This is a genomic window from Pseudomonas sp. W5-36 (assembly GCF_046540455.1).
GTDB lineage: Bacteria > Pseudomonadota > Gammaproteobacteria > Pseudomonadales > Pseudomonadaceae > Aquipseudomonas > Aquipseudomonas graminis_B.
On sequence record NZ_JAXCIQ010000006.1, the window covers coordinates 211,345 to 228,102 of the forward strand.

Here is a 16,758-nt window from a genome sequence, read left to right on the forward strand (position 1 = left end):
GCCTTCGTGGTGGATATTTGAGGAGCGATAGGTTATGCGAATCCCGCCGGCGCCTCGCCGACGTAAACAGGTGGGCAGAAATTGATCTTCGAGAAAATACTTCCAGTGACTGTCATCGCGGCTCTCGCTCTATTTTTGATTAAGGAGGTCATTGAGTTTTTTAAGCGCCGCGCCGAACGGCAACGAAAAATCACGGCATACAAGCTCCTCCTTTTAGAGGAGCTGCGCAAAAACGCCTGGACCGTTTCATCACTAAAAGACATGTGTTCGCTGATTTCACATCCTAAATTGACAGAGATTTCTTACTACAAGTCGTCAGCGGGAAGCGAGAAAATTCGGTTTCATATCTCTACACTTCCGGAGACCAACACTTTATGGCCAGTGCACACAGCGGTATTTGAAAAGCTGTACGTGGGCTTAGCAGAAATTGATCAGGACCTGTTCAAAGACGTCAGCGAGCTGTACGAGAAACTCGCAGAAGTTAAGCATGTCCGTGACCATTTCATAAATTTCTCGGAAGATGATGAGATCAAACCGTTCATCAAGGGCCTTCACTCATATGGGACAGACCGGCTTGAAGAGTGCGAGATCGCTATGGATTCCTTATGTCTGCGTATTACAGGGAAGCCTTTGTCGGAACGAAAACTTAGATCCTATGTATAAGATATCTCTCTAAGAAGCGATTTGCCTGAATCGGGTAAGAAAGCTCATCTTTCCGCGCCGCTACTGGCAATACCAGTTCGCCATGGCGCGGATTTCAAGGGTTAGTCCGTGAAGCTTCCCAACGATAGCTTTAATGTAGAGCCAAGAGCCGCTTCCAACACCGCTTTGAACTCCCGACCAATGTTCTCGCGCCGCACCTCCTCGCCGATCCACCGCCGCTTCAGCTCCGGCGCCGGCCCGCCGGTAATGACCGAGATACGCAGTGTGATGAGCTTCTCGGTCAGACCTTCGAACGGCACGACGTGGAATTGCAGCGCCGCCGGCAGTGTTTTTTTGCTACGCGCCCCGATCTGGTCCATCGCACTGCGGCTGCCGCAGGTATCAACGAGGTTGTTTCCGACTCGCTGGTGGCCTTGACGATGATCGAGCGGACCACCGCGATTGCCTTAGCGAACTTGGTCTACGCTTACCGCTCCACAGGAAGGGATACGGCATGTACGAAGATAGAGAAAAGGGTTTGCATCTTGCGCTCAAGGCAGTGCTAAGCGTTGCGCAGAAGAAGGGGTTGAACTTAGATGGTCTTACAGAGGCGGTAGCTGATGAGCTGCTGCAGTACAAGTCTTATGATTCGCAGCATGTGCCGACTGCCATCAAGGAGATCGAGCTTGCGGTTGACGCGCTGCTGGTCTGATTGATCAGGCTGCAGCCTGTCCCTTCTGCGCCATGATCGCCTTGGCGGCGTGGTTGATCATGTACAGGCACTGCATCAGCCCTTGTGATGGCTCATCTACTCTGGTTTCGTACCACTCATCACCCAGGCAAAGCGCCTCGCTGTTATCGCGCATGAACATCATGGCTTCATCAGTAGAGGTTATTTCATGCGCCGCATCGAGCGCGTCATCCCAGTGCATCCAGCGGTCATCGGTGTGGCTCATAACTCGCCGCTTGGCCAAGACAAGCTGCCGAAATTCATGCCAGTGGATGGCGTCAACCCGATCAGAATCCTGTAGCCACTCAGGAAGTGATTCGAACATCTCTTCCTCGCACTCTTCATGTAGAGCCTGGGCGATGTTGCGCATCAACACTTCGCGGAATAGGTCCTCGCTGAAACTGCGCTTCTTGCACACCTCACTGAGCTTCGTGTGCAGGTAGTAACTCACGTCGTCACCAGCCAAAAACTCAATGCCGTAGCTCAGGCCCACGCTGAAGGTCAGGTTGTCGATGTCACCGACTACGGCAATGCCGAAGCGGGTCATAAGGATGTCGAAAGCGTAGAACGTGCTTTTTGCAGCTTTGCAGCGCCAGATCACTGCGTCTCTTTGATCGACGATGGAGGTGTATTCGTGATCGACCATGTTTTCTGCGGCGCGGCCCCGGTAGTCCTGCTCGGTTTTCTTGCGCTTCGCGATCGCGGCGCGGCGTTGAGTTTCGTATTTGTCGTCCATGGTGATCTCCATGTGTGCGCCGCCCTCCGAAAGTTCAGTGGCGAATAGGTTGGTGGTGGGCTATACGTAACTCATAGGACACGTCTAGCGTCGCGGATCTGTCTCAACATTAGAACTGTATAAAAAGGTGGTCGCGTGTCGGGCTATGATCAAGTCGTAATAGTTGAAACCTTGACTGAATATGTTGAGACGATCAGCAGGCTCAACGAAGAAAACATATTTGGAGCTAGATACAGAGGCCACGCAAGTTCCAGCTGGGAACTTGCGTCTGGCTATGCTAGGGCTTATAAAGCTTTGGGGGCAGAGCATTTGGCTAATACTGCACGTAGTGCGTTTACGATATTTAATTCTGAGCGGCACGCTTATGCCAATCTCACTTCGCAGAATAATTGGGATGTTCTGTCGCTTGCGCAGCATTATGGAATGCCTACCCGTTTGTTAGACTGGACGTTGTCGCCGTTGGTGGCTCTTTATTTTGCGCTGAGCGGGGTAGTTTACGCTCGACACCACCCTAGCGAAGTGCCGGTAGACCTGCAAAATCGTTTGAATATCTTCAGAAATCCCAGGGATAAACAAGGGAACTATGGGATACCCAAAGAAGATGCGGCTGTATATATGGTTACAGCGCAAAAGGCAGCCCAGACTGAAATATTTTTCGCACAGGGGGAAGATTTGCCTCAAGACGTGTTCGCTGACGTGTCCGCTGGGCGGAATGAAGAAGTATGTTTTTACATACCTGACTATTTGAATTCAAGACTTAGGTCGCAGAGTGGGCATTTCTCCATAGGTAATAAGCCTTGGTCTGTGTTCCCTGCTGAGCTTGCCGTACAGATAATTATCCCGCGGGAGTGTATAGCATCGGTCTACATCAGTCTGATTTCGATGGACATAGGCGCGAAAAGTATTTACGGCGATCTTTCTGGATTATGTCAAGATATCACTTTTTCCCATTTCGGCGGGTTTCACTCTAAATTCGTTTAATACCATCTGGGCGCCCGCTTTGACGATCGGATATTGCTGAATGATGCGGGAGTGGGCTATAGATGATCACGGGCATGAGGTTGGTCTTGGGGGCGAATATGACGTTGCGTGCTAAACCGCTATTCAGAGTTCATCAGCACAATGATGCTGAACACACACCTTGGATTGAGATCGGCTATTTGAGCAGTGATTCGGAAATGCCAATGGACCTCTACGCGTTCGATTTGTCGTCAGGGACAAGCTTTGCCAAAGCCCAGGAGATAGCCGAATTTTTGAGCCAGAATATTCAGCACTTCACGTACACAAAGACGACGCCTTAGCTGAGGTAACGCTTGCGTAACAATCAGGTGCGATGTTGCGTAAGCGTAACAGGCCGAATACTGCGCGCAACGCGGTCAGCTTTGGTAACTGCGCCTTTCTCAACCATCTGCGCGATGCGGTCCCCGATAGCATTGACGTTTACCTGCTGAGCCTCGGCGATTTCTGCGAACGTTGGCGAGTAGCCGTGCTTGGCGATATGCGCAGTGATGAACGCCAATGTCTCGGCCTGCACCTGGGTGAGTTCACTCTTTGTCTGCATCGGGGTCCACCTGGGCCATGCCGGCCGCTTTCAATTGACGCGCCAGTCTGGGAGTCACCGCAAAAGCTGACGCGCTAGGTTTGCGCAACCGGCGGGCTTGCTCTTCACGCGGTGCTGCAAGAAACGACAGCGCTAGGTCCTGCCACAGCTCCTGCACCTGCTTGTAACCGTGGTCCTTCATTGCAAGTGTCATGCCCGACCTGGTGCCCACTGGGGCATCGACCTCTAGCGTTTCGATCCCCAGCTTTTCCTTTTCCTCTTTCTGGCGCCGGCGGTAGTCCGCCGAGTGTTTCGCCGCTGCTGTCTTTTCCATCGTGTGGATCTCCGATCTGTAGCGCTGGCAGGTTTAGCCAGGTCTGGCGCCGACGCTGATTGGCGCACTTGAATAGACGCCGCATCAGGTGGCCGCGGTGAATGTGATGTCGTGCTCGCGGGCGGTTAGGGCGACAGTGCGGGTATCGACACCGATCTTCATGCCGATCTGGCGCGCATTCAGTCCGGCCTCGGCCAGTGCTCGAATCCGCGGTGCACGCTTGGCGCGTTTGGCCTTGAGCGTTTCAAGGTGATTCGTGGTGCCCAGCAGCGGCGCGTTGGCGCTGACGCCTTGCTCGATGTGCTGAATGCGCTGGCCGGTGGCGAGAAAGTGGTCGATCTGGGCGGCGAGCTGTGCGATGGCCTGCTTGTGCTGGTCCGGCACGCTTTCGCCGATCATTGCAGCACCGGCTGCGACAGCGTTACGACCACGCTGTCGGCGCGAGCCTCCAGCAGCTGGGCGTAATTGGATGCTTCCTTGTAGCTGAAGCGGAAGCCGACGACCTTACCGGTGTTGATCTCGACGACGTGCCAGGCATTGGCGCTCTTTGCTACTGCCTGGTAGCGAATCTTTTGAGCAGGCGGCTTCTTACCGATCATGGCGTAGAACTCCGCTGTGGCGAGATGAGTGCGAGCGCGCATGGCGTTCAGGCCATCCACGCGCTGTTGAATTTGTGGGTGCATGTCCTTTCCTCAGTTCGGTGCGTTTATTCGTCAGCACTCTGGCCGCCTGACATAGGCCGATTGGGCGCAGGGGAGAGTGCTGGCGGGTAAACGCTGGGTGAAAAAAAGCCCCATTGATGTGGGGCTTTTCGTTTCGCTGGTTCACGAGGCCTCCCTACGTGAGCCTTGTTTGCCGGCGCCGCCTGATGCGGTAGGCCGGTAGTAATCTGTTATTTCATGGCGGTCATCCTCGAATGGGTTTCGACTGCCGGAGTGTCCGATGCAGTCGGAGCAGGGGGCCGCGTTCGCGGTGTGGACTCGTCCGCATCGGGTTACGATCTTCGAGGGCGAGCCCTCAAACTGCCGGATTCAATGCCCCGTGCTGGGCTGGCAGGTAACCGGTATGCACGTTCCGGCAAGATCGCACCCCGATGCGGCCTGGTGCTGGGGAGTACCAGGGCATCGGGCAGTTTTCGTCAGGCTGACGCTGGCGCTGGTTGTCTAACTGCCGACTGGTTTCACTTCGGCGTGACTGTCTTGCAGGCGCTGGATCAGCTCCAGCCTTTCCTGCCCGGTCAGGTGCCGTGCTGCGAGAAACAAACCCTCGGCAAGGTCGCCGTCGAACTTCATCGAGCCTGCGAAATGTTCCAGCTCGAGCGTGATGTGTTTGGCGGCATCCGAGGTCCACATGCGTTTCAGTCGTAGCTGCTGCTGGACGAGCCACTGTCGCTTGAGTAGCTGCAAGAGCTATCGCTTGATGAACTGCTCGAACCGTAATCGCTACTGGTGTGGCTATTGCTCGAGCAGGAGTCCGACGATGATTGCGGCGCGTGATCGAACGAAGTGTTAAGCGGGCTGAATGGGCTCAGCGGGTTCAGCGGGTTGGTCAGATCCAAGCTGTTGTCAGTAGTGGATCTCGCCGCCGAGCGAGACCGTGAAGTGGCTGTTCCCGGCCCCGGCGTGAGCATCGCTACTCCAGCAGCAGTTTTGTCCCGCGCCGCAATCAGATGAGCGATGGCGCGTTCGGCAGAGCCTTGCCCGTTGTCGCGGTCGTAAAGGCGGGTTTCGACTTCGTCGTGATTCAGGCTGATCTTCATCACTCGGCCATCCAGATAGTCGAAGTCCTCGGTAATTTTGAGTATCTCCGCTGCCCGCTCTTTCGACATATCGCGATCGCCGCGACTATTCAAAAAGCCCATCCCTTGCTGGCGTGACGCATTGAAGAGTGCCGCCAAGACCTCTGCCTTATCCAAACCGCTGATGTTCATGCTGGTGCCCTCCAGGGCGGTTGATTTCCCGTCTGGCCCTGTTACCAAGGCCAATCGGTGAAATCCCGGCCTCGCTACTGGCGACAGGCCGGGGGACAGCGTCAGCGGTGTTGTTGCTTCTAGTACCTAATCCCCGCTGGCTGATTGCAGGTTTCGGCATCGTGGGTTGGCGGCGGGCTTCCCTGTTCACATCAGCTCGATCAGCGTTGCTGGCGTGGTCATTGGGTACTTACAACATGCGACGTGCAGCCCTGTGCCCGGTTGGTTATTGGCACATCACATGAGGTCCGGCACTCCTCACAGCCGAAGCTCGGAGCGCTAATTCAATTCGGTGTCTCTCCCTTCTGCCGCTGGGATTGGCGGTTTGCATTGCTTGCCTGGGTCATTCGCGCGGTTCTGACGTTTCGTCATCGATCAGCCGTCCAAGGTTTTCCCTGTCGTTGGCAGGCTTTCCTCGTTCGCCTGTCTGATCGCCGGTCGCCGGTAGAGGCAATGCGGTCTGTTTATTTGTTGCGGCTGGTTTTTAAAGAGCGGCTGCGCCTGCGGGCAGCTCGGAGCGGTGAGTCGCTGCGATGGGTCAAATATGAACTACAGGTTCATATTGCGTCAAGTACCAAAAGTACAGATTATCAATGCGACCTTTTTGGGGACTGTGAGCCACCAGCGGATTTAGGATTTACGACGAGCTCATGGTTCGTTATCCTCCGCATCCCTAACTGTATGGATATACAGCTTTCCTAAGGAGGCACTTATGACGCAGAAGGGCAGTAAGAATGAAGCAGCACCGAAACCGATGAGCGCGATGGAGCGGCTTTCGCTACGGGTATCGTCGATGATCAACCACCCGATCGCCCAAGAGCGGCGGGAGGTCAGGATTCATCGGCTTGATACGGACGGGGAGAGGGAGTGGAGCGAGATTGTGAGCGCGCTCTCAGAAGCAGATGGGATTGAGCTGGCCCACAATCACGAAGATGCATCGATCACGTTAAGGTGGGAGCCATCGGCGGATGACGAGAGGCCAGCCCAGGCCGCAGATCCATTCGAGCCAGAAGAGCCGGCTCCTTTCTGACGCGCACAAAAAAGCCCGCTCAGGTGGCGGGCTACGTTGTCAAGCAGAAGGGGCTGGACGAACGCGGCTCACTAGGTCGGCGAGATTTATCGGATACTCGCGAAGGGTAGCGGCAAGGATGGAGACAGGGTAGGGTCCAAGCTGTCCGGATAGTTGAATCAGTTGGACCCAGCTTGCAGATTCGTCAGCAACTCTTCCTGCGTTTCTTCTAAGCCATCCCGCTGGCTTTGCAGTGTATTAAGTAAGTAATGATTTGATAGGCGAAACTCTTCGACAATGGACTGCCAAGTTTTCACATACTTTTTGATCAAGCCGGCTCCGGCTAGTCCAGGGTCATTCCTATCTGCTAGCTGCTCAAGTCTTTCACCAATGTCGTAATCCACAGCCGAAATCTTACGGCCTAGCAGGATGATCTCGTATCTAGTTTGTATTCCCTGATAACTTGGGTGCTTCGCCAGTATTCCAGCATAATCATCAATTTGACGGAGATGGTTTTTGTTAAGAGCAATGCTTGGGCGTTTGATTTCAATGATTACACACTTGAAATAAGGGTGATTATTGACCGAGTCGTGCTGCATGCTGCGACGAACTAAGAACAGATCTGTTTGTTTGTTCGCACCAGCTATGGTGCTCCCATCTTCCAGATCTTCTTCCAGAACCTCATTGATTCCCTTTACCTTGTCTCGCAGATTTTGTGCAATCTTGGTGAAGGTTGTTTCTTCCGCCCCAATGGTTTCGTACTGGCTCCCGAACAGCCAAGTGTTTGCTTCGATCACGCCTTGAAGGTCCGGTGTTTCGAGAACGCTCTTGTAATGATGTAGCATAATTTCCGAAATTCTTGAAATGGCTTCTTCACGACGCTGAAGCTTTTCGATAGTGCTAATGATATTGTTTAGTTTTGCTGTTTTAATCTGATCGGAAAAAACCTGCATAGAAGAGTCATCCAAATCTAGTACGCTTTCGAGAACTTCGAGTATAGCGTCATTTTCATTGGATATAGCCAGTCTGTCCAATAACCTAATCACAAGTTTTCTTTGTTTTTTATTACTATCTTTGAATACTTTTGGGTCGGAAATTAGGATGATACGGAGTATGTTTCTGAGGTGCCCAAGCCTCCATTCTGCATATGCTTTACCAGCTCCATCATAAGTGGGGAGCTCCCCGTCCGCTTCGAACTTTTTGAGCTGCTCTTCTGCCTTGCTGACAAGAAAACGCTTGTAGTGCTCCTGGCCGAAATCACTAATTTGCTTTTGCAGGGATTTCCACGTTTTGGTCTGCGTCAATGTGTCAAACGATAGATGCAATCTGTCGTCTTCAGCTTCCGACGCGTCAAACCAAGCAGAGGAGGCCGCTAGGGTTGTATGGTAACCGGGCTTCTGGTTGAGGCTGCTTAGCGCATAGCTAACAACCTTATCTTTAGACGAGGTGTAATAGATGTAGGATTTTCCGGATGTCGGTTTTTCAGCCCAATTTATTAACTTAACTTGGAACTGGCTATCATCAATTTCTAGCGAAGCAGTTTCTGAATTATGCTCTGGAGGAATAATTAATTCCCCATTGAGAGTTATAGTCTTGCTTGGATTAATAGCCAGGTACCATCCGAACTCAAGAGATAGATATTTAGCCACTGTTTCATGGCTGGGGTAAGGCTCTGAAAATCTAGTTAGTTCTACGCAAGTGCCCGAGTCCAAACCTGAAAGCAATGCATGTTGACTGCTTGGCGGAATAGTAGTGGCTTCAACTTTGTCCAGCGCATCGCTATGGACGGTCAGTTTGGCATCTGTTTCGAACGACTTCGTGTACCAAACAGCTTTGTTGCATATTTTGTGGAAATATAGTCTTCCGATACCTTTTTCACCATGAACATCGTGAGAGCGTTTCTTTTTCGAGTCACGAAAATTAAAGAAGCTGCATTCGCTTCCGTCTACATCAATTCCGTCCCCATCATCTAGGACAGTAATGGATTCGACACCGCCAAGTTTATTGGAAATGATACTGGCGGTTACATTTCTTGCTTTTGCATCGAAACCATTCCAGACGAGTTCAACCAAGGGTCTCCAAGGTGACACAGTCTTACTAAAATGATTTCGTATTCCTTTGTCCGTGATTTTGGTTGTGCCGGAGAATTCGCGTGGAACAAACCGTGTGAATCCATCCATTATCATCTACTCAGTGAAGTTTGTATTAAGCTATGAGGTGATTACTCGAAACTTTAAGCTGCCGTTGCTCCGGCGGCCCCCAAATCGGGTGGTCGCTCGTCCCTCGGCATACCCCATCAGATGTCATCGTGCATGCCGAAGAACTCCCTAGACAAGATTACCATTCCATACAAATAGCACGCGGGCTTGGATGTATGTCTCGTCGATGAAAATGTCCTCGGTCTTATGCTTTCGGTTATCCGAGATCATCTTGAATTTATCCTTGCCCTTCATCTGGAGGCGCTTGATGTATTGGAAGCCGCCGTACGAGAAGTAGTAGATTCCGTCGCCGATAAATTCCTTGATGCTGATATCTACCAGGCAAGGGTCGCCGTGCTTGATCGTCGGCGTCATCGACTGGCCCCAGCCGGTGATCACCTTCAGGTGGTAGTGCTCTTTGAACTCAACGCCCATTGAGCGGAGCTGGGAAGGGCTGACGCGCACATCCTGCAGCATCTCCGGAAAGTCGTGCGCAACTTCACCGCCGCCCAGCGCCCCCCGCACGTCATAGTGAGCAATCCAAACCTCATCGCCGACTTTACCGGGCCGATAGGCATCGTTCACCAAGACGCTGGCACTTCCCTCCGGCTCGTGCCCCTCTGCAACGTCCAACAGCTTCTGGAGGCGATCTTCACCCAAGCTTTTCCCGGCCAGCATCTGGCGAATCTTGTCCGCAGCGGAGTGGGGGTCCGGACCCGGCACTGCCGATTCATGGGGCGATACGAATGCCTCAGGGCCATCCCCGGACGCGTGTTGCAGCCATTCGATCTTTACGCCCAAAAAAGTAGCAATTGCATGCATCTTGGCGGGCCCTGGGATTGCCTCGCCATTCAGCCATTTGCTAGCAGCTTTTGGGGTGACTTTGGCTACTTCTGCGAGACGAGCGCCCGCTCCCCACTGATCAATGCCTTTGGCGGCAAGTGACTTTTTGAGGCGAGAGGCGAAAGCAGTGCGGATTTCTTCTATTTGAACCATAGGTTCAATATCGCATGGCCTTGCATGTACTTTCAGTTCCGACATAATATGTACTGCTAGTTCATATTATCTATGGAGGCCGCATGGGCCCGCTTAAGAAATCGATTGATGACGCCGGCGGCGTTCCAGTGGTGGCGCTGGCGTGCGGCAAGTCGCCCCGAGCGGTTTACAAGTGGCTCTCCGCCGAATGCCTGCCGCGTACGGAGTACACCGGCGAAACTCGGTATGCAGAGCGTATTGCAGCGCTCGCTTCGGCCAATGGCAAACCCTTCGAACCGTCCTGGCTGCTCGCGGAAGCCCACCCGGGCAAATCGTCGCTTGAAGAAACTGAGGCGGTCATCGACTCGTCCTTGATTAGTAGTGGCGGAATGGCATGACCACAGATTACGAGCCAGAGGGTTTCATGGAAACGTCGAACTTGCGACACGAAACACGCGATGCGGTACTGGTCGCCATTGCTCGCGACATGATCGCCCGCACCAGCATGAGCCAGGACGGTTTCGCCGAGCAGCTGAATCACCAGCTGTTCAACCGAGCTCCTGCACGCTGCAGGGACAAAGGCTTTCCTGATCTGCGGGGCCTGACCAAGACCGCAGATATGCAGGCGTACGGCCGTGCTTACAAAGCGTGGAGTAAGCGTGTCGAGCGCTGGCTTGATGACAGCGGCGACCGTATCGAAATCCCGTCGTGGATTGAGGAGTCATGGGTGGCCGCCCTTGATCAGCCATGGCGTGATCGCGCTCTGACCGAGCTGGCGAGTCGTTATGGCTTGTTGGCCGTCAAGCAGATTGGTTCCGGTGTGGATGACGCGCTGCAAGTGTTCGCTGGCATCGCCACCGACTTCGGCCTTGTCGCCGGGCTGGGCGGGAAGGTGTTCGCGGATGGCGTGTTCGATCACAAGGACCACATCTATGCCGAGTCCTTCGAATCCTTCTGCCGGTCGCTCGCCGCTCATGCAGTCGCAATGGCGGATCAGGCATCCCTCATCGCTTCGAAGATTCATTAAATCCCAGGCACAAAAAAGCCGACGGTCGAGGTCGGCTCTTTCTACACCTTTTGCGAGGTAGATTATGCACACCCCGAACACCCAGAGCAATAGGGCCACTGATTCGTCAGTCTTCCCAATGCGGCAAAACATGACGCGTCAGTCTATGTCGTCGCGTGAGATATCGGACCTCCTGAATTCGCGCCATGACAAGGTCAAGCAATCCGTCGACCGCCTCGTCCAGCGCCGCACGATCGTCCAACCCCCAGTGGGGGACGAACAGACCAAAGACTCGCTGGGCCGTCCGCGCACTGAATCCGTTTACCACCTGTGCAAGCGTGACAGTTTCGTGGTTGTCGCCCAGCTCAGTCCTGAGTTCACCGCTCGGCTGGTTGACCGCTGGCAGGAGCTGGAGGGCCAAGCGGCTGGCGTCCATCGGATACCGGCGGATTACGCAGAGGCCTTGCAGCTGGCGGCGGATCAAGCCCGTGAGAACAGCCGTCTCTTGGGCGTGATTCAGCTTCAGGCGCCGAAGGTCGCCGCTATTCAACGTCTTGCAGCCGCAGAGGGCGCGATCTGCATCACCGACGCGGCAAAGCACCTCGGGCTCACGCCCTCCAAGCTTTTCGACTGGCTCCAGGCGAACCGCTGGATTTATCGCCGCGGTGGTTCCACTCGTTGGATCGCTATGCAGCCCCGAATCCGCTCCGGCTTCCTCAAGCACAAGGTGACAGCCCTCAAGCCCGACACTGAGACCGGTATCGAACGTGCTGCCTTCCAGCCATTGGTAACCCCCAAAGGCCTGACTCGCCTGGCTGAAATCTTCCAGAGCGAGAAGTTCTGACATGCAGTTCACAGTGACCGTAAACCAGGTGAAGGCTTTGGAATGGGGGCTTAACTCCCAGCAAGCCCTTCTGTTTGCATTCGTCTATGGCTGCCCGAGCTGGGCCAAGCCGGTGAAGACTGATGCCGGTATTTTCTTCGCCCTCAGCAAGGCCAAAATCGTCGAAGAGCTGCCGCTGCTCACCGACAAACCAGATACGGCATACAGGATGCTGAAGGCCCTGGACGAGGCAGGACTCATTGAGCTCTCCAGCACTTCCAACATCACGTTGTTCCGCCTGACCGAAAAAGGCACCGAGTGGAACAGGAAGCTTGATGGGTCGGAAAAATATCCGACCCAAGAGCGAGCAAAGGGTCGGAAAAATATCCGAGCTACCTCGGACAAATCTCCGAGCAAGGTCGGAAAAAAATCCGAACAAGGGTCGGAAATATCTCCGACAAATCAGGATACCAATAATCAGGATACCAATCAGGATACCAATCAGGATACCAGTCAGGGTTTGCAACTCGCCCCGGCTGCGCCGTCGCAAGCCGCCACTTTGACTCTGATTTCCAACGAGGCACCTCGCTGCGTAATTCCCGATGACATGCCAGGCCCGAAAGATCAGGCGTGCAAAACTTTCAAGGCTTGGGCGAATTACGCCATGGCCTACCGCAAGCGCCATAACGCATGGCCGGTATGGAACGCCAAAGTTGCCAAGCAGGTGTCGCTGCTGGTCGACCGTCTGGGCATCGATGTTGCCCATCACGTCTCTGCGTTCTTCCTGACCATCAACGATGCCCGCGTCGTGGGGAACATGCACAGCATCGGCGACCTGCTGGCGAAGGCCGAGTCCTACCACACGCAGTGGACAACCAATCGCCAGATGAACGCGACGACGGCGCGCCAGATCGAGCAGACCCAGGCGAACATCAACGCCGCGCAACAGGCTGCTGAAAACATCCGCGAAGGAGGGCGCCGCAATGCTTTCCTGTGACGAAATCGCCGAACTTTCAGGGGCAATCTGCGCTACCGCTGAAGCGATGGGCCAGACGATCAGCGCCGCCGGCGCCCAAGTTATCGCCGAGGATCTCGCCGGTTATGAGGCAGCCGTGATCATCGCAGCGCTGCGGGCCTGTCGCCGCGAGCCGAGTGGGAAGCTTTCCCTTGGCATGGTGCTGAAGAACGTACACGCCGCCGACGGTCGCCCGGGCAAAGATGAGGCCTGGTCGATTGCCCTTTCCGCAAGTGATGAGTACGAGACCGTCGTACTGACCGCTGAAATCCGCCAGGCCATGTCTGCCTCAACACCGGTTCTGGAAGCTGGCGACAAGGTGGGCGCGCGCATGGCCTTCATGAGCGCTTACGAGCGCCTTGTCGCATTTGCCCGCGCCGAAGATCGTCCAGCGAAATGGGAAGTATCGCTGGGCTACGACTCCTCTCGTCGCTTGGTCGCCATTGAGTCCGCCGTGCGCTCGCAACTCATCACCCATGAGACTGGCAGCAAATATCTCGCTGACCTGCGCATTGCGCCCATCACCGAGGAAGGGCAAGCCATCGCTGGTCTGCTCACTGGCAATCAGCCGACTCATGTCGCCCCACATGTTCGCGCCAAGCTCGACGAAGTCCGTCAGATTCTCAAAGCGAGCAAGCGTGTGAAGGAGCGCGAGCGCGTGAAGCAAGCGCAGCGCCGCCGAGTTGATAGCTACCTCCGCAAGCGCCATGCGCGCGCGGCCTTGGCCGAACTCAAGACGGCTGCCGGCCAGGAGCGTTTCTGATGACAAATAACAGACTTGCCTCACCAGATCCGACGGCGTTCCGGTACGCGGTGTACGCGTGCTCCTCAAAGATCGATCTGTCGATTCCGCCGGATCCTGCTGTCGCGCTGTTTGATCGCAAGGGCGTCGCCGAGTCGTTCGGCCGGTTGATGTGGCCCGGCACCTTCGAAGTGGTCGACCTGATGGAGCCCGCACGATGAGAACGATCAAGGCGCTCGCCAATGTCGCCAGGTGTTTCATCGCTTTCATGGGGGCCGGCTACGACGGGTCTGTCCCTCCAGTTGAATCTCAGTTCGGGGCGTGGATGTGATGACCAAGCAGACCAAGTTCACCAAGGCCGCGCGCGGCCGCGACTGCCAGATCCGTGTGCCGGGCGTGTGCAACGGTAACCCTGAAACCACGGTGCTGGCTCACCTGCGTATGGCCGGCACGCGCTGCGGCACTGGCCTCAAACCGCATGATCTGCAAGCTGCTTGGGCGTGCTCAGCTTGTCACGACGCCGTCGACGCGCGTCGCAGCACCGAATTCAGCCGTGACCAACTCCGCACGATGCACATGGAAGGCATGGTGCGGACCATCGACATTCTGGTGAGTGAAGGGAAGGTGGCAGCTTGAACAGCCTAGCAATGATGTTCGGCGGGATCCCGGTGGTCATTTCCGAGCACCTACCGACTACGAAAACGATCAAGTGGCGTACCGAGCGCAAGTGGTGCCACTGGAAGTGCAGACCGGAGCTTCGGTACCGCATCCACGCCAAACAGGTGCCATGCGAAACGGTGCTGATGTTCAACGGCCAGGCGGTCATGTCCTCGGCCAGTTGGGCAAAGGTCGAATTGGAGCTCGCTGCACGGGGTTTTGAGGCCGAATTCTACAGGGGAAAGCCATGACCTGGTCGCAACTCAAAACACTGCTGAACACTGCCAAAGTTCTGCATGACGGGCGCGGCGGCTTCGCTTTCACTCCGCTGCGCGGTTCCTCGAAATGAAGCTGTTCAAGCCGAAGGCCACCCGCGAGAAGCCGGTCGACCGCGAAGGCCTGGAGCAGGCAGCGCTGATCAAGGAGCTCGAACTGCGCCTGCCTGCTGTGGCCGCTTTGATCTATCACGTCCCCAATGGCGGACACCGTCACAAGCTGGTCGCCATCAAGCTGAAGGGGCAGGGCGTCAAAGCGGGCGTGCCCGACCTAGTGCTGCCGATGGCGCGCGGCGGCTACTTCGGCCTTTACCTCGAGTTCAAGGCGACGGCACCGAACGACGCGGCGGTATCGGCCAGCCAGCAAGCGTGGATTCGCCGGCTCAACGATCAGGGCTATCTGGCGATCGTGTGCCGGGGTCACTTTGATGCGATGGAGCAGATCCGTGCTTACCTTCGACTCGCACCGACTGTGGTGGCTGCATGACCATGACCGTTGCGTTCTCCGATGCAGAGTTGCGCCGCCGTGCCGAAGACCCTGCTGCGGTGCTGATGCGTGATCCACGCCATCCCGGGCTGTATTTCCGCTTCACCGAGGCACGTCCGCGCGGCACCTGGAGTCTGGTGGTGCGCAAGAAGTGGCTGCGGATCGGCTCATACCCTGAGTTGTCCGCCAAAGCGGTGCTGGCTGCTCTGCCTGAAACCCGGCAGCGCCTGCGGCCCGAAGCCAGCTCCCCGCACAGTCAAATGCAGCAGTCGATACCTCGCTTGTTGCGCTTCGCCAGTACAAAGAGAATATGGCGACCATCTCGCAGATGCTGCAACAAAATGACCAGATACGCGACGCGTTACAAAAGCTGACAACCGACACCCTTAAGAGGGTCGATGACTTGATGGCCTCCCAGGTGGTCGCAGCAAACAATGAAAAGAGCAATGCGATCATCCAGTTGTTCAGTGTCGCGTTAGTGGTGCTGTTACTGGGTGTTCTCGCCGCGGCACTGATCACTCGTCAGATCACTCGTCCACTGAATGACAGCGTCATCGCTGCCCGTCGCATCGCCGATGGCGACCTGACCTACGACATTGGCACAGACCGTAAGGACGAACTGGGCCTGCTGCAAAACACCATGCAGCACATGACGTCTTCCTTGCGTGAACTGATTGGCGGTATCGGAAAGGGTGTTACCCAGATCGCAACCGCTGCCGAAGAATTGTCGGCCGCGACCGAACAGACCAGCGCTGGCGTCACTCAGCAGAAACTGGAAGTGGATCAGGTGGCAACGGCCATGAATGAAATGGCTTCAACCGTGCAGGAGGTTGCGCAAAACACCGAGGACGCTTCGCGTGCAGCCCGGCAAGCCACCGAGCGCGCGGTCCATGGCAGCACCGTCGTGCAGCATGCAACCAGGGAAATCAGTCAGCTGTCTGGAGAAGTCGGGCAGTTGGGCGTGGCGATGCAGCGTCTGACCCATGACAGCGACAAGATCGGCAGTGTCATCGACGTGATCAAAGCCGTTGCCGAGCAGACCAATCTGCTCGCACTCAACGCCGCCATCGAAGCTGCACGTGCCGGCGAACAGGGTCGCGGTTTTGCGGTGGTGGCCGACGAGGTCCGGTCACTGGCCCAGCGCACACAAAGCTCGACCACTGAAATCGAAGCGCTGATCCAGGCCCTCCAGCACGGCACCGTGGAGGCGTCGAGCTTGATGGACGCCAGCATGCGGCGGACAGAGGGCACCGTCGAGCTGGCGCGTCAGGCCGAGCAAGCGCTCGTAGAGATTACGCATTCCATTGGCACGATTGAGCAGATGAGCCAGCAAATCTCGGCCGCGGCTGAGGAGCAGAGCGCGGTGACCGACGAAATCAATCGCAGCGTCATCAGTGTGCGTGACGTCGCCGACCAGTCCGCCACCGCGACGGAGCAGAGCGCTGCCTCGACATTGGAACTGGCACGCCTGGGCAACACCCTGCAGAACATGGTGGCTCGCTTCAAGGTCTGACACCACCGGTGTCGGCTGTACAAAAGAAACCGCTTCGGCGGTTTTTTTGTGCGCAGCATTCAGTGCATCGCTCAGTGTTCACGCGCCATTCATCTTCCACCGGGCAC

25 protein-coding genes are annotated in these 16,758 nt (G+C 55.6%); 15 read left to right on the top strand and 10 right to left on the bottom strand.

What is annotated here, in order from left to right:
* Nucleotides 1–81 precede the first annotated feature (81 nt).
* On the top strand, nt 82–663 hold the full coding sequence (locus tag SLW74_RS13610) for a hypothetical protein (RefSeq protein ID WP_410929192.1): 582 nt from the start codon (nt 82–84) through the stop codon (nt 661–663).
* Between the two features lie 101 nt (nt 664–764).
* Here the strand turns inward: SLW74_RS13610 and SLW74_RS13615 are convergent, their stop codons facing one another.
* Nucleotides 765–1,022, bottom strand: coding sequence for a DUF2303 family protein (locus SLW74_RS13615; RefSeq protein WP_410929193.1), 258 nt, complete (start codon nt 1,020–1,022; stop codon nt 765–767).
* 134 nt (nt 1,023–1,156) lie between these two features.
* Here SLW74_RS13615 and SLW74_RS13620 point away from each other — a divergent pair, with 134 nt between their 5' ends.
* Nucleotides 1,157–1,354, top strand: coding sequence for a hypothetical protein (locus tag SLW74_RS13620; RefSeq protein WP_410929194.1), 198 nt, complete (start codon nt 1,157–1,159; stop codon nt 1,352–1,354).
* A gap of 4 nt (nt 1,355–1,358) precedes the next feature.
* Here SLW74_RS13620 and SLW74_RS13625 read toward each other — a convergent pair whose 3' ends face one another.
* Complete coding sequence (locus SLW74_RS13625) at nt 1,359–2,108, bottom strand: hypothetical protein (RefSeq protein WP_410929195.1); 750 nt, start codon at nt 2,106–2,108, stop codon at nt 1,359–1,361.
* Nucleotides 2,109–2,243: 135 nt separating this feature from the next.
* Here SLW74_RS13625 and SLW74_RS13630 point away from each other — a divergent pair, with 135 nt between their 5' ends.
* On the top strand, nt 2,244–3,089 hold the full coding sequence (locus SLW74_RS13630) for an FRG domain-containing protein (RefSeq protein ID WP_410929196.1): 846 nt from the start codon (nt 2,244–2,246) through the stop codon (nt 3,087–3,089).
* Between the two features lie 343 nt (nt 3,090–3,432).
* Here the strand turns inward: SLW74_RS13630 and SLW74_RS13635 are convergent, their stop codons facing one another.
* From SLW74_RS13635 to SLW74_RS13660, 6 genes are all read right to left on the bottom strand, one after another.
* Entirely contained in the window at nt 3,433–3,669 is a 237-nt protein-coding gene (locus SLW74_RS13635; RefSeq protein ID WP_410929197.1) for a LexA family protein, read from the bottom strand.
* Nucleotides 3,653–3,982 (bottom strand): hypothetical protein, encoded by a 330-nt coding sequence (locus SLW74_RS13640; protein ID WP_410929198.1) that lies wholly within the window; start codon nt 3,980–3,982, stop codon nt 3,653–3,655. The genes SLW74_RS13635 and SLW74_RS13640 overlap by 17 nt, the downstream gene beginning before the upstream one ends.
* A gap of 84 nt (nt 3,983–4,066) precedes the next feature.
* Nucleotides 4,067–4,381, bottom strand: a complete 315-nt coding sequence (locus SLW74_RS13645; RefSeq protein ID WP_410929199.1) for a hypothetical protein — start codon at nt 4,379–4,381, stop codon at nt 4,067–4,069.
* Entirely contained in the window at nt 4,378–4,665 is a 288-nt protein-coding gene (locus SLW74_RS13650; RefSeq protein WP_410929200.1) for a hypothetical protein, read from the bottom strand. The genes SLW74_RS13645 and SLW74_RS13650 overlap by 4 nt, the downstream gene beginning before the upstream one ends.
* Nucleotides 4,666–5,145: 480 nt before the next feature.
* Entirely contained in the window at nt 5,146–5,334 is a 189-nt protein-coding gene (locus SLW74_RS13655; protein WP_410929201.1) for a hypothetical protein, read from the bottom strand.
* Between the two features lie 5 nt (nt 5,335–5,339).
* Nucleotides 5,340–5,912: a hypothetical protein gene (locus SLW74_RS13660; protein ID WP_410929202.1), complete on the bottom strand. Its 573-nt coding sequence runs from the start codon at nt 5,910–5,912 to the stop codon at nt 5,340–5,342.
* 751 nt (nt 5,913–6,663) lie between these two features.
* Between SLW74_RS13660 and SLW74_RS13665 the strand changes: the two genes are divergently transcribed.
* Nucleotides 6,664–6,981: a DUF1654 domain-containing protein gene (locus tag SLW74_RS13665; protein WP_410929203.1), complete on the top strand. Its 318-nt coding sequence runs from the start codon at nt 6,664–6,666 to the stop codon at nt 6,979–6,981.
* Nucleotides 6,982–7,139: 158 nt separating this feature from the next.
* On the opposite strand, the gene SLW74_RS13670 is transcribed toward SLW74_RS13665, so the two are convergent.
* Complete coding sequence (locus SLW74_RS13670; protein WP_410929204.1) at nt 7,140–9,146, bottom strand: ATP-binding protein; 2,007 nt, start codon at nt 9,144–9,146, stop codon at nt 7,140–7,142.
* 141 nt (nt 9,147–9,287) lie between these two features.
* Nucleotides 9,288–10,154, bottom strand: coding sequence for an XRE family transcriptional regulator (locus tag SLW74_RS13675; protein WP_410929253.1), 867 nt, complete (start codon nt 10,152–10,154; stop codon nt 9,288–9,290).
* Nucleotides 10,155–10,237: 83 nt separating this feature from the next.
* Between SLW74_RS13675 and SLW74_RS13680 the strand changes: the two genes are divergently transcribed.
* The 11 genes from SLW74_RS13680 (at nt 10,238) to SLW74_RS13730 (ending at nt 16,651) form a co-directional block, all read left to right on the top strand.
* Nucleotides 10,238–10,531, top strand: coding sequence for a hypothetical protein (locus SLW74_RS13680; protein ID WP_410929205.1), 294 nt, complete (start codon nt 10,238–10,240; stop codon nt 10,529–10,531).
* A complete protein-coding gene (locus SLW74_RS13685) occupies nt 10,528–11,160 on the top strand; it encodes a hypothetical protein (protein ID WP_410929206.1) in 633 nt (210 codons plus the stop codon). Before SLW74_RS13680 ends, SLW74_RS13685 begins: the two co-directional genes overlap by 4 nt.
* A gap of 130 nt (nt 11,161–11,290) precedes the next feature.
* Entirely contained in the window at nt 11,291–11,983 is a 693-nt protein-coding gene (locus tag SLW74_RS13690) for a phage antirepressor KilAC domain-containing protein (protein ID WP_410929207.1), read from the top strand.
* A 1-nt stretch (nt 11,984) separates the two neighbouring features.
* On the top strand, nt 11,985–12,959 hold the full coding sequence (locus SLW74_RS13695; RefSeq protein WP_410929208.1) for a phage replication protein: 975 nt from the start codon (nt 11,985–11,987) through the stop codon (nt 12,957–12,959).
* The gene (locus SLW74_RS13700; RefSeq protein WP_410929209.1) at nt 12,946–13,740 is read left to right on the top strand and encodes a hypothetical protein; all 795 of its coding nucleotides are present in this window, start codon (nt 12,946–12,948) and stop codon (nt 13,738–13,740) included. The genes SLW74_RS13695 and SLW74_RS13700 overlap by 14 nt, the downstream gene beginning before the upstream one ends.
* Nucleotides 13,740–13,940: a hypothetical protein gene (locus SLW74_RS13705; protein WP_410929210.1), complete on the top strand. Its 201-nt coding sequence runs from the start codon at nt 13,740–13,742 to the stop codon at nt 13,938–13,940. Before SLW74_RS13700 ends, SLW74_RS13705 begins: the two co-directional genes overlap by 1 nt.
* A 109-nt stretch (nt 13,941–14,049) precedes the next feature.
* Nucleotides 14,050–14,355 carry a DUF1364 domain-containing protein gene (locus tag SLW74_RS13710; protein WP_410929211.1) on the top strand — a complete coding sequence of 102 codons (306 nt, stop codon included), beginning with the start codon at nt 14,050–14,052 and terminating at the stop codon, nt 14,353–14,355.
* Nucleotides 14,352–14,627, top strand: a complete 276-nt coding sequence (locus SLW74_RS13715) for a hypothetical protein (protein WP_410929212.1) — start codon at nt 14,352–14,354, stop codon at nt 14,625–14,627. Before SLW74_RS13710 ends, SLW74_RS13715 begins: the two co-directional genes overlap by 4 nt.
* Nucleotides 14,628–14,721: 94 nt before the next feature.
* Complete coding sequence (locus tag SLW74_RS13720; RefSeq protein ID WP_410929213.1) at nt 14,722–15,138, top strand: VRR-NUC domain-containing protein; 417 nt, start codon at nt 14,722–14,724, stop codon at nt 15,136–15,138.
* Complete coding sequence (locus tag SLW74_RS13725; RefSeq protein ID WP_410929214.1) at nt 15,135–15,512, top strand: hypothetical protein; 378 nt, start codon at nt 15,135–15,137, stop codon at nt 15,510–15,512. The genes SLW74_RS13720 and SLW74_RS13725 overlap by 4 nt, the downstream gene beginning before the upstream one ends.
* A 32-nt stretch (nt 15,513–15,544) precedes the next feature.
* Entirely contained in the window at nt 15,545–16,651 is a 1,107-nt protein-coding gene (locus SLW74_RS13730) for a methyl-accepting chemotaxis protein (protein WP_410929215.1), read from the top strand.
* Nucleotides 16,652–16,758 lie beyond the last annotated feature (107 nt).